Below are 12,020 nucleotides of genomic sequence, written 5' to 3'. Positions count from 1 at the left end.
GCGTCCCTTGTGCGCATTTGACTGTTTGTCCTCTGCGCACCATGTGTTTAGGCAGAAGTCGACAAGACAAAGGCCGGAACGGAACAATACGATGTCAGACACTGACGAAAAGACGACCCACTTCGGGTTCACAGATGTGCCTGAGGGTGAAAAAGCCGGGCGTGTTCAAGGGGTTTTCCGGTCCGTGGCGTCGAAATACGACGTGATGAACGACGCGATGTCCTTTGGTATTCACCGCATCTGGAAAGACGCGATGATGGACTGGCTCGCGCCGCGCGCCGGTCAGGCCCTGCTCGATGTTGCGGGGGGCACCGGTGACATATCGTTTCGATTTCTCAAGCGGGCGGGATACGGCCACGCCACGGTGCTCGACCTGACGGAGCCGATGCTGGTTGAGGGGCGCAAACGCGCGGAGGCCGAAGCCCGGGCCGATCAGCTTGACTGGGTCGTTGGCGACGCCATGGCGTTGCCCTTCGCGGATTACAGTTTTGATGTTTACACCATCAGCTTTGGCATCCGGAACGTGACGCGCCCGCAAGAGGCGCTCAACGAAGCCTTTCGCGTGCTCAAGCCCGGTGGGCGTCTCATGGTGCTGGAGTTCAGCCAGATTCCGAATGACATGATGCAGCAGGTCTATGACCTGTATTCCTTCAACATCATCCCGCGCATGGGACAGGTCATTGCCGGTGACCGTGACAGTTACCAATACCTCGTGGAATCAATCCGCAAATTTCCCGATCAGGAAACATTCCTTGGCATGGTCCGGGCCGCCGGTTTCGAAAATGCCAAATACCGCAACCTGACGATGGGCGTGGCCTGTCTGCATTCGGGCTGGAAGATCTGAACCCATGCGTGGTCCGCACAATCTTTGGCGCCTGGTGCGCACTGGCGCGACGCTGGAACGGACCGGCGCGATGGCCGTGGTTCTGGATGCGTTCGATGCGCCAGCCCCGTTGCGCGTGGCTGCACGGGTGCTTGGTTGGCCGTTCAAGTGGCTTGGCTACGAGGGCGACCGCTCTATCCCGCCGGTGGTGCGTGCGCTTCAGGCGCTTGGGCCCGCCTACATCAAATTTGGCCAGATCCTCTCGACGAGACCCGATCTTGTCGGCACGGACATGGCCAATGAATTGCGCGTCTTGCAGGACAAGCTTCCGCCGTTTGACGTGGCGGTGGCCCGCAGGGTGATTGCCGAAGAGCTGGGTATGCCGGTCGAAGCGGTGTTTTCAGACCTGTCGGAACCGGTTGCGGCAGCCTCCATCGCTCAAGTGCACCGCGCGACGCTTGCGGACAGCGGAGAGACCGTGGCCGTGAAGGTTCTGCGGCCGGGAATCGACCGGGCCTTCCGCAAAGACATCGACGCGTTCTATTTTGCTGCCGGAATGGTCGAACTCCTGTCGCCATCGTCGCGCCGCTTGCGTCCAAAGGACGTGATCGCACATTTCGAAGGCGTGGTGCTGGGGGAACTGGATCTCCGACTCGAGGCCGCGTCCGCCAGCGAGTTTTCCGCGAATACGAGCGGCGACGCCGGGTTTCAGCTCCCGGATGTCAAGTGGAACCATTCGAGCCGCCGCGTCATGACGATGGGCTGGGCCGAAGGGGCGCCGCTCGGTGACAATGATGCGCTTGATGCGGCGGGGCATGATCGCGTCGAGTTATCAGAGCGTATTCTCCAACTGTTCCTGAACCACGCATTGCGGGACGGGTTCTTTCATGGGGACATGCACCAGGGCAACCTCAAGGTTGCCGCCAATGGCGATGTGATTGCCTATGATTTCGGGATCATGGGTCACATCGATGAATACACCCGGCGTGTATATGCAGAGATTCTCTACGGCTTCATCCGGCGCGATTACAAGCGGGTGGCGGAGGTGCATTTCGAAGCGGGCTATGTTCCGGCCGATCGTGATGTGGACGAGTTTGCCCGTGCGCTCCGCGCGGTCGGTGAGCCGATCTTCGGAATGGACGCCACGCGGATTTCCATGGGCAAGTTGCTCGCCTACCTGTTTGAAGTGACAGAACGCTTTGGCATGGAGACCCGCACGGAGCTGATCCTCTTGCAGCGGACGATGGTGGTTGTCGAGGGCGTCGCGCGCTCGCTCAATCCCAAGATGAACATCTGGAAAGTCGCGCAGCCGGTCGTCGAGGCCTACATCAAAAACGCAATCGGCCCCAAGGCGGCGCTTCGCGATCTTGGCAAGACAGCTGTGGTCATGGCGCGGTTTGGTCCCCGGCTTCCGCAGCTTGTGGAGGCGGCGCTGATCCGCCAGGCCGACCCGCCACCACCGGAGACGGCACCTTTCTGGAGACGGCGGTCCGTTTGGGTTGCGGGAATGGTGGGGGTTGGCATTGGCCTGTCCCTCGCCGCACTGCTGGTTCAGCTGATCGACTGACCGGCCCAATGATGCGTGCCGAGGGGCGGTTTGCCGGGGGATGTGATGCAGTCTTTGGGGAGGACTGGTCCTTCCCCCCAACGCACACGTTCACGCGGGATGCGGCATAGTGTCGACATCAGAAGGCGGGGATTGACGGATTTCGGGTCCTGTCGGGCATGGGCAACCCGTCGACATACTCGGTAGAGTCGGGTTCGAGGTGCTTTGTCGAGCCCGGTGGATCAGGTGCCCTTGCGCCGAAACACCACCACAAGCGTGCGCCAGAAGATCCACATATCGAGGCGCATGCTCATCTGGCTGATATAGACCATGTCGGCGTGCACCTTCCGACGTGTCGCTTCAAGGCCTTCGGCGTAGCCAAGCTCTGTTTGAGCAAGCCCGCTGATGCCCGGCCTCACCACATGGCGCTGGTGATAGTGCGGAATTTCGCGCAAGAATTCGATTGCGTGATCGTAACAATCCGGACGCGGGCCGATCAGGCTCATCTCACCGCGCAGAACGTTAAGGACCTGAGGCAATTAATCCAGCCGGGACTTTCGCAGGAAACGTCCGAGCGATGTAATCCTGTCTGTTTCGAGCGGGTCGTCGGCATTCCGAACGGAGCCGGACACTGTCCGCATCGAGCGGAATTTGAACGCATTGAAAGGCTTGCAGCCCCGACCCATACGCGGTTGCACAAAGAACAGCGATCCGCGGTTGAAAAACGGGTTCAAAACCAACAACAGCAGTGCAACCACCACCATTGGGACGAGAAGCAGGGCGCCGAAGACAAGGTCGAAGGCCCTCTTGGCCGGGCCGTAAGTAGGGGATGCCGGCCGAACGTTCTGCTCACCAATATGCGGCAGATCTTCCGTCAGGGCTCTTGCGCTCACAAAATCAAACACTCGCCGCCTCTCGAGCGCCCTCTGGTAGAGGGTCACCAAATTTGACTCAAATTCGACCAATTAAGCTTTTATTTACCCGCAGTAAGCCGCTCAAGTCAATTGACTCGCCCTTCCCAACTGGCCGATTTCCGCCATATCGGGCTGAGACCTTGCGCCGGATGTCGGGTAACGCTCCCGAACTCAACCCCCAGTCGAAAAACGCGTTGATTTTGTTGGGTTTTTTACCGCGTCAGAAATATCGATACGTTAACCAATTTGTTAATTCGCAAAGGTCGCATCTGTGCTTGTTCACCTTTGCGCCGCGATCAGGCGCGGATGAACGAAACGCTCTCTGTTTCGATCAGCGCACAGGTCAGGCGTCCCGTTGCATAGGCACCGGTGTCGGTTGCAATGCGGCCTTGCACGGCGCGGGGCGTGTCGGTGATCGTGTGCCCGTGCACAATCCATAACCCGTCGTTCCGCGGGATCGTTTCGAACGACGGATGTCCCCAAAGCAGCACTTGGCTGCGTTGTTGGTCGATCGGCTTTGCAGGATCGGCACCGGCATGGGTCACAACCACATTGCCTGTTTGCCAAGACAAGGGAAGCGCGCGCAGCCAGTCTTCAAGCGTGGGGGTCATGGCGTCGCGCAAAGCGTCGCGCATGGTGATCCATGCCTGTGCGTCGGTTGTCCCGATGGGCGGCGGCACGCGAAAACTGGCCAACGTTTGCAGGCCGCCATGCCGCAGCCAGCGCGGGCCGGCCTGCACCGGATCGTCGAGCACGGCCAGCATCATGTCCTCATGGTTGCCCTTCAGACAGATCATGTTGTCACCTGCCTGGGATTGCAGATCGCACAGCCGCCGCAACACCGCTGCGCTTTGCTCTCCACGGTCGACATAGTCGCCGACGGTGACCAGCTTTGCATCCGGATGCCCTGCTTCTTCGAGCTTATCGAGCAGCGTTCCGAGCAGCGCGTCACAGCCGTGCAAATCTCCCACGGCATAGAACGGCACATCCGGTCTGATCGGCGCGTCGAAGCCAGGCGCCGGGGAAGGCGGCGCGGGACGCTTTTTGAAAAAGGGCAAACGCATCAGCATAATGTAAGCACGCAGGTCGGGCGAGAAAAGCGCAGACCTGAGCCAAAGTTGAAAACACTGCTCCAGGCGGGCGCGACGCTCTCACGGCCCGACCGATTACACCGGGCTTATGGATTGCACCGGCGGCGCGCCCGTCTTGGCCAGAAACTCCCGCGCGTTGCGCAGGTCCGCGGCGAACCTGCGCGCTTCGTAGATCCTGCTGGCAGGGTCGGGCTGACGCAGGATGGAGGACGGGTGCACTGTGAGAAGCACCGGCCTGCCGTCGCTGTCGCATTCGATTGTGCCGCGCCTGTCGCGGATCCTGTTTCCGTTGCCGGTCAACGCGAGCGCGGCGGTCGCACCGAGAGCGATGATGAGGCGCGGCTTGACGAAGGTTCGTTCGTGGTCGAGCCACCAGCGGCAGGCTTCGACCTCTGAGCGGTCAGGGCGCTGGTGGATGCGGCGCGTTCCCCGCCGGGTAAATTTGAAATGCTTCACCGCGTTCGTGAGATATACCCCGTCGCGGCCAATGTCGGCTTCCTGCAAGGCGGTGTCGAGAACGGCGCCTGCCGGACCGACGAAAGGCACGCCGGCGCGATCTTCCACGTCTCCGGGTTGCTCGCCGACGATCATCAACGGCGCATTGGCCGGGCCGGACCCTGTCACGGCACGCGTTGCGTGACAGCCGATTGTGCAGCGCTCGCATGCAGCAAGGGCTGCGGGCAAGGCGTCGAGCGACGTCACCGCCGCTTCTCTTGAAGCCGGGAGGGCGCCTTGGGAAATCATCGCGTCCCGCCGTGCCGAAGCCTCGGCGATCAGCCCGGGAATCAGTCCCGCCTCGGGCAGGTTGCGCCAATATTTGCGGGGCATTTCAGACGTCATCGCGGCGACCTTCAGTCGGGCCGGGTTGAAGATGTGGCTGTAATAACTGCACCAAAGCGCTTCGAGCGCATCGTCCGTGATTTCCCGGGTGTTGATCTGGGAGGTGATGCGGGTCACGCCTTGCGTAAAGCTGATCGTGACCTCTGGCGTGCGGATGATCCAGTCCATGTCGCCGAAGCGTTTGGCAAAGAACGGCGCGGCCGCGTCCTCGATGCGATGATCCGGTTCGAACCACGCGGTGAACCGTCGGCGCGTCCCATGGGGCGTCACCTCCTTGAAGCGCACGAACGCGTGCATTTTGTGCAAGTCCCGGTGCACCGACTTTGCAAGCACACGGGCACGGGCGATGTCGGGATCGGCGCGATCTTCGAGAGCGAGCCGGCCTGTGTGGGCGCGCCACAGCAATCTGTAGGCCAGGCTCAGTCCTTCAGGACCGCGCACGGCCGTGAGATCCGTGAGCAAGCCGGCAAGGCTGCGTTTGAGGGTCATTGCGGCGCCTTTGGCGTCCGGGACCGGATCGGCAAAAAGCCCGGTTGGCACGCCTTCGACGTCCCAGTCGATCATGTCAGGCGTGATCCGAGCGCCAAGAAGCCGGCGCGCCGTGTCGCGGAACGCTGGCCAGAGACCTGTGCGGGGGAGACGGACGGCGATCATTGCGACCTCAGAAAAGCGACAGTTGCGTGGGTTTTGGCGCGTATCGGTCGGCAAGGTGGGCCGCGTCCGTCAGCCCGCCGGGCGACCAGTCGCGCGCGGTGAAAAATGGCTCGGCGTGTTTCAGGCGCGCGCCGATCCGCAGCAGATCGCCATAGCCCAAGCGCCCGTTCCGCCGGGCGGACAGGATCCTGTCTACCGTCTTGGTGCCAAAGCCCGGAACCCGAAGAAGCGCTTCGCGCGTGGCGCTGTTCACATCGACGGGGAAAGCGGCCCTGTTGCGCAAGGCCCAGGCGAGCTTGGGGTCAAGATCGAGATCCAGCATGCCTGACAGATCGGGGGGTGCGATTTCAGTGGCCTCAAAGCCATAAAACCGCATCAGCCAATCCGCTTGATACAGCCTGTGTTCCCGCAGCAGCGGGGGGGCGGCAAGCGGCAGCGTCCGGGAGGCATCCGGGATCGGCGAGAATGCGGAGTAATAGACCCGCTTGAGACGATAGTCGCCATACAGCTTGGTCGATGTGCCAAGGATCGTGCGATCATCTGCTCCGTCGGCCCCGACGATCATCTGGGTCGATTGTCCGGCCGGGGCGAACCGCGGCGGGCGTTTGCCCTTGTGAGAGCGCTCGCGCGCAGCCGACCGGCGTTCTCGCACGCCCGCCATGGCCTGCCGAATCGTCGCGGGGTTCTTCTCCGGTGCGTAGCGGGCCACCCCCTGGTCGGTCGGCAGTTCGATATTGATCGAGATCCGGTCCGCCAGCCGCCCGGCTTCGGCGATGAGTTCGGGTGATGCGTCCGGGATCGTCTTGAGATGGATGTAGCCGCGAAAGTCATGATCAACCCGCAGGCTGCGGGCAATGCGGTTCATGTCCTCCATGGTGGCGTCCGGTGAACGGATGATGCCGGAGGACAGAAAAAGCCCTTCTATATAGTTGCGGCGATAAAATTCGGTGGTCAGATAAACCACCTCTTCTGGCGTGAAACGTGCCCGTTCGACACCGGAAGAGGCACGGTTGATGCAGAACGCGCAATCGTAAATACAGAAATTGGTCATCAGGATCTTGAGCAGTGAAATGCAGCGCCCATCCGGTGCATAGCTGTGGCAGATGCCCGATCCCGTGGTCGAGCCGAGCCCCTTGCCATCGCCGCTGTCGCGCCGCGTGGTGCCCGAAGACGCGCAGGATGCATCGTATTTCGCCGCATCCGCGAGAATTTCCAATTTTCTTTGCAATGTGATCTTTGCCATTTGTTCACTGTATGTTCTGTTTTGTGCCATTGGCAAGCCCGGAAGGCAGGTGCCTCGATTTGAGGGCGGTCGCCGCACCCGGTCGGGAGCTCCCGCGCGTCAGGCACCGCGCTGCCCACTCAAATCCGCATGGTCGCGGAGGCCATAAACTTTGCGCGCGTAAAATGCTTGTTTCGCAGAACTGTTTCTGCAAGGGTAATCGCCGATAGGGGTCACGCGACGATGGCCCTGTCTTTTGGGAGGAAGATCCATGATGAAAACGACGTTTGGCCGCCGGGCGTTGATGGCGGCCGTAGCAGCGGCTTCCCTGGTGGGCGCGCCGCTTTATGCGGGCGGGCATCAAGTGCTCGATTCTGTGCATTTCCTGATCCCCGGCGGGGCCGGTGGCGGATGGGACGGGACCGCACGCGGCACGGGTGAGGCCCTGACCAATGCGGGTCTCGTCGGTTCGGCGAGCTACGAAAACATGTCCGGCGGTGGCGGCGGCAAGGCCATCGGCTACATGATCGAAAACGCCGAGAGCCTTGAAGGCACGTTGATGGTGAATTCGACGCCGATCGTCATTCGCTCGCTCACGGGTGTGTTTCCGCACAACTTCCGGGATCTGACACTGATTGCTGGAACGATCGGTGACTATGCTGCGATGGTGGTGCCAGCCGACAGCCCGCTCAACTCGATGGCGGATCTGCTGGCCGCATACCAGGAAAACCCGGGCGATACCGCGATCGGCGGCGGCTCCGTTCCCGGCGGCATGGACCATCTCGTGGCGGCCATGGTGATGAAAGCCGCGGGTGAAGACCCGACCGCGGTCAAGTACATCCCCTACGATGCCGGCGGTAAGGCGATGGCCGCACTCCTGTCTGGCGAGATCAAGGCTCTGTCCACCGGTTTCTCCGAGGCGGTGGCCCTTGCGGAGCAGGGCGAAGTCAAGATCCTTGGTGTGACGTCAGATGAACGCGTGGATGCCTTTGCCGATGCGGCAACGATGAAAGAGCAGGGCATCGATACGACCTTCGTCAACTGGCGTGGTTTCTTCGGCGCTCCGGGCCTTTCCGAAGACAAGGTCTCGGCCTACCAGATGGCCATCGAGAAGATGTATGACACCGAAGAATGGGAAGCCGTGCGTGCGCGCAACGGTTGGGTCAACATCCACAATTCCGGCGAGGATTTCCAAAGCTTTCTCGAAAACCAGGAGAAGGTCATTGGCGATCTGATGCGCGAACTCGGCTTCCTGTGAGGCATGGGGACGTCCAATTGAGCGGCTGACGCCGCACAATTTGGATTGTGCGAGGGGCGTGGCCCCTCGCGCTCCCCGAGTATTTCGGGACAGAAGAAACAGGAGCGGCGGGTCAAACCCGCACCCAAAAGCATAAAATTCCCAGGGTTCTTTGGGTCTTCGCCATGCCGGGGACGCAAGATCGCAAACAAGAAGCGGCGGTAGGCGCGCAACGCGCCAACCGGCAGACGGGGGGTATTCAACATGGCGCTGGATCGCTGGATCGCGTTGATCATTCTCGGGATCGCGTTGGCTTATGGCTACGCGGCCTATTTCACCATGGACGACCTGTTACCGCCCTTCATGCAACGCAATCCTGTCTGGCCGTCGACCTTTCCGAAGGTGCTGTCGGTTCTGGCGATCATCACCGCGTTGATCATCCTTCTGGGGATCGAAAAACCGTCCGGTGACCAGAAGGAGCCCGATATCGATTATCGCAAGCTCGGCCAATACAAGATCGGGCAGGCGGGATTGTTGCTCGGTTTGATGGTGTTGTACGCGCTCATGCTCAGGCCGGCCGGGTTCCTGATTTCCACGGTCGGGTTTCTGGCCATCGGAGCGATGATCCTTGGCGAGCGCAAGGTGCATATCCTGCTTCCCGTTGCCGCTCTGGCGACCGGGATTGTCTGGTATCTGGTCGAGGGGGTGCTTGGAATTTTCCTGCGCCCGTTGCCGTTTTTTCTGGGGTGAGGGAGAGATACCATGCTTGAAGGGCTGCTGATCGGTCTGACGACCGCGCTCTCTCTGACGAACCTCGCCATGGTCATCGGCGGCTGTCTGATCGGCACATTCATCGGGATGTTGCCGGGACTCGGGCCGATGTCGATCATTGCTATCATGATCCCCGTGGCGATCACGCTGGGCGATCCGTCGGCTGCATTGATCCTTCTTGCGGGGGTCTATTACGGCGCGATCTTCGGGGGATCGACCTCGTCGATCCTGCTCAACGCGCCGGGGGTTGCGGGCACGGTTGCGACCAGTTTCGACGGATACCCGATGGCGCGTGACGGCAAGGCCGGCAAGGCGCTGACGATCGCCGCCATCGCGAGCTTTGCGGGTGGCACGCTTGGCGCCGTGTTGTTGATGATCTTCGCGCCGATGCTGTCGACGATCGCGCTGTTGTTCCATTCGGCGGAGTATTTCGCGCTGATGGTTGTGGGGCTTTCAGCGATTGCGGCCTTTGCCGGCACCGGGAATGTCGCCAAGGCGGTCTTGATGACGCTGCTTGGGCTGATCATGGCAACGGTGGGTGAAGGGGCGCTCTTCAACATGCCGCGCTTCACCATGGGTCTGATGGACCTGCAATCGGGTTTCAGCTTCATCACGCTTGCGATGGCGATGTTTGCGCTGCCCGAGGCGATCTTTCTCGTGATGAACCCGGCCCGCGGGGCGCAAGGCGCCGGTTCGGGCAAGATCGAAAACCTGCGGATCACCCGGGCGGAAGCCAGGAGCATCGCGCCGGTGATCGGCCGGCAATCGGTGCAGGGGTTCTTCATCGGCGTGTTGCCGGGGGCCGGCGCCACGATTGCGTCCTTCCTCGGCTATGCGGTTGAGCGCAACATCGCGTCCGAGGAAGAGCAGAAACAGTTTGGCAAGGGCTCCATCAAGGGGCTGGCGGCGCCTGAAACTGCCAACAATGCGGCCTGCACCGGGTCTTTCGTTCCGCTTCTGACCTTGGGTATTCCGGGGTCGGGCACCACGGCGATCCTGCTTGGTGCGCTCATCGCACTCAATGTGACACCCGGCCCGCGCCTGATGGTCGACAGCCCGGATGTGTTCTGGGCGGTGATCATGTCGATGTTCATTGGCAATCTTGTCCTGTTGATCCTCAATCTGCCGTTGATTCCGTATATCGCAAAGGTGCTGACGATCCCGCGCACCTATCTTATTCCGTTCATCCTCTTCTTCACGCTGATGGGCAGCTATATCGGGCAGAACAATGCCACGGAGCTGTTGATCCTCGTCGGGCTCGGGGTCTGTGCGACGGTGCTGCGCTTTGCCGATTACCCGCTCGCGCCGCTTCTGATCGGGTTCATCCTCGGGCGCATGCTGGAAGACAATTTCTCTCGGTCGATGCAGCTCTATGACGGGGTCGGCTTTATCCTGGACCGGCCGATGACGCTCGGGCTTCTGGTGATTGCCGCGCTTTTGGTCATCGTGCCGAGTTACCGGGCCCGGAGAGCGCGGGCGCGCAAGAGCGGTGTGGCGGATGGCGATTGAGCGGGGCGCGCCATGAGCAACGGGACCACGGTTTCATTCACGCAGATGAAAGACGGCACGCGTGACGATTACGCGCTGCTGGACCGGTTGGAGAAGCCTTACCTCGCCCAGACCGCTGATCGCGTGCTTGCCGAGCTGCGCCGTCAGGGCGCGGCGAGCTTGGATGGGTACCGGATCACACGGTTGCAGCACGGGTTGCAATCGGCCACGCGAGCCCAGCGGGATGGCGCTGATGAGGATTGGGTTGTCGGCGCCTTGCTGCATGATATCGGCGATGGTCTGGCGCCCCAGAATCATGACAGGTTCTCTGCGGAAGTGATCCGGCCCTTCGTGCGCTGGGATGTGGCCTGGGTGGTCGAGCATCACGGGATCTTCCAGATGCTCTATTATGCCAAGCACTACGGATGGGACGAAAATGCGCGTGACCGCTTTCGCGATCACCCCTGTTTCGAGAGCTGCGCGGCGTTCTGCGAGCGATGGGACCAGGCTTCTTTCGATCCGGACTACGACACGTTGCCACTTGAGCATTTCGAGCCGGTCCTGCGCGCGGTCTTTGCCCGCAAGGCTTACGATCCGGCAGTCATCCGCGAGGGGTTTGTCTCTGCGCTGGGCCGTTGAGTTGGTCAAGCCTCTTGCCGACTCGCCGTTCAGTGCGTATATGGCCTTCAACAGCGGCGTGCCGGGGTCCAAACCCGGCCCCACCGGATCGACGATAACGGGCCGCGCGGCCCGTTTTTTTGTGCCCGGGCCATGGCGGACGATGGGGCGCCCCGCGGCAGGGGCATGACATCGCCGCGGCACGGCCAAGGAGAGACAAGACCGATGAGCGACATGATCGCCAAGACCAGCATGGACAAGCGACTGGCCGAGATCGTGACCCCCGTGATCGAAGACATGGGGTTCGAACTCGTGCGCCTGCGGCTGATGTCCGGCGAAACGCCGACTTTGCAGATCATGGCGGAGCGCCCTGATGGTGGTATCGACGTGGACCAATGCGCCGAGATCTCCAACGGTGTCAGCGCGGTGCTCGATGTCGAGGATCCTCTGCTCGATGCTTATACGCTCGAAGTGTCCAGCCCCGGGATCGATCGTCCTTTGACGCGGCTGCAGGACTTCGACACCTATGAGGGATACGAGGCCAAGCTTGAAACCCAGGAGATGATCGATGGCCGCAAACGCTTTCGTGGTGTGCTGGCCGGGATCGAGGGCAACGAAGTGCTGCTCAATGTTCAGGAAGGTACCATTGGCCTCGCCTTCGACTGGCTGACCGATGCGAAGCTTGTGATGACTGACGAGCTGGTGCGCGAGATGCTCAAGGCACGCAAGGCTGCGGGCACGGCGCCCGCGAATCTTGACGAGACAAAATTCGACGAAATCGCGACCGATGAGAGCGGCGCGCAGGAGGAGAAATAA

10 protein-coding genes and 1 pseudogene are annotated in these 12,020 nt (G+C 61.3%); 7 read left to right on the top strand and 4 right to left on the bottom strand.

The window, feature by feature from the left end:
- The first annotated feature begins 91 nt into the window (after positions 1 to 91).
- Together ubiE and ubiB are read left to right on the top strand one after the other, a co-directional pair.
- Positions 92 to 844: a bifunctional demethylmenaquinone methyltransferase/2-methoxy-6-polyprenyl-1,4-benzoquinol methylase UbiE gene (gene ubiE, locus J1C49_RS10595; protein WP_227445795.1), complete on the top strand. Its 753-nt coding sequence runs from the start codon at positions 92 to 94 to the stop codon at positions 842 to 844.
- Between the two features lie 4 nt (positions 845 to 848).
- Positions 849 to 2,390 carry a 2-polyprenylphenol 6-hydroxylase gene (gene ubiB, locus J1C49_RS10590; RefSeq protein WP_227445794.1) on the top strand — a complete coding sequence of 514 codons (1,542 nt, stop codon included), beginning with the start codon at positions 849 to 851 and terminating at the stop codon, positions 2,388 to 2,390.
- Between the two features lie 221 nt (positions 2,391 to 2,611).
- Here the strand turns inward: ubiB and J1C49_RS10585 are convergent.
- The 4 genes and pseudogenes from J1C49_RS10585 to J1C49_RS10570 form a co-directional block, all read right to left on the bottom strand.
- Positions 2,612 to 3,262: pseudogene (locus J1C49_RS10585) on the bottom strand (sugar transferase).
- Between the two features lie 317 nt (positions 3,263 to 3,579).
- Positions 3,580 to 4,269, bottom strand: a complete 690-nt coding sequence (locus J1C49_RS10580; RefSeq protein WP_227445793.1) for a metallophosphoesterase family protein — start codon at positions 4,267 to 4,269, stop codon at positions 3,580 to 3,582.
- A gap of 180 nt (positions 4,270 to 4,449) precedes the next feature.
- Positions 4,450 to 5,868, bottom strand: coding sequence for a UdgX family uracil-DNA binding protein (locus tag J1C49_RS10575; RefSeq protein ID WP_227445792.1), 1,419 nt, complete (start codon positions 5,866 to 5,868; stop codon positions 4,450 to 4,452).
- Positions 5,869 to 5,875: 7 nt separating this feature from the next.
- Positions 5,876 to 7,111, bottom strand: a complete 1,236-nt coding sequence (locus tag J1C49_RS10570; protein ID WP_227445791.1) for a putative DNA modification/repair radical SAM protein — start codon at positions 7,109 to 7,111, stop codon at positions 5,876 to 5,878.
- A gap of 253 nt (positions 7,112 to 7,364) precedes the next feature.
- Here J1C49_RS10570 and J1C49_RS10565 point away from each other — a divergent pair, with 253 nt between their 5' ends.
- The 5 genes from J1C49_RS10565 (at position 7,365) to rimP (ending at position 12,020) form a co-directional block, all read left to right on the top strand.
- A complete protein-coding gene (locus J1C49_RS10565) occupies positions 7,365 to 8,348 on the top strand; it encodes a tripartite tricarboxylate transporter substrate binding protein (RefSeq protein WP_227445814.1) in 984 nt (327 codons plus the stop codon).
- A 243-nt stretch (positions 8,349 to 8,591) separates the two neighbouring features.
- Positions 8,592 to 9,077 (top strand): tripartite tricarboxylate transporter TctB family protein, encoded by a 486-nt coding sequence (locus tag J1C49_RS10560; RefSeq protein WP_227445790.1) that lies wholly within the window; start codon positions 8,592 to 8,594, stop codon positions 9,075 to 9,077.
- Positions 9,078 to 9,089: 12 nt separating this feature from the next.
- Entirely contained in the window at positions 9,090 to 10,607 is a 1,518-nt protein-coding gene (locus J1C49_RS10555) for a tripartite tricarboxylate transporter permease (RefSeq protein ID WP_227445789.1), read from the top strand.
- Between the two features lie 12 nt (positions 10,608 to 10,619).
- A complete protein-coding gene (locus J1C49_RS10550; protein WP_227445788.1) occupies positions 10,620 to 11,225 on the top strand; it encodes an HD domain-containing protein in 606 nt (201 codons plus the stop codon).
- Positions 11,226 to 11,429: 204 nt separating this feature from the next.
- Positions 11,430 to 12,020, top strand: coding sequence for a ribosome maturation factor RimP (gene rimP / locus J1C49_RS10545; protein WP_227445787.1), 591 nt, complete (start codon positions 11,430 to 11,432; stop codon positions 12,018 to 12,020).

It is taken from the genome of Cognatishimia sp. F0-27, from assembly GCF_020667845.1.
Classification (GTDB): domain Bacteria; phylum Pseudomonadota; class Alphaproteobacteria; order Rhodobacterales; family Rhodobacteraceae; genus JAFMPQ01.
This window is presented reverse-complemented; position numbering and strand designations above follow the sequence as displayed.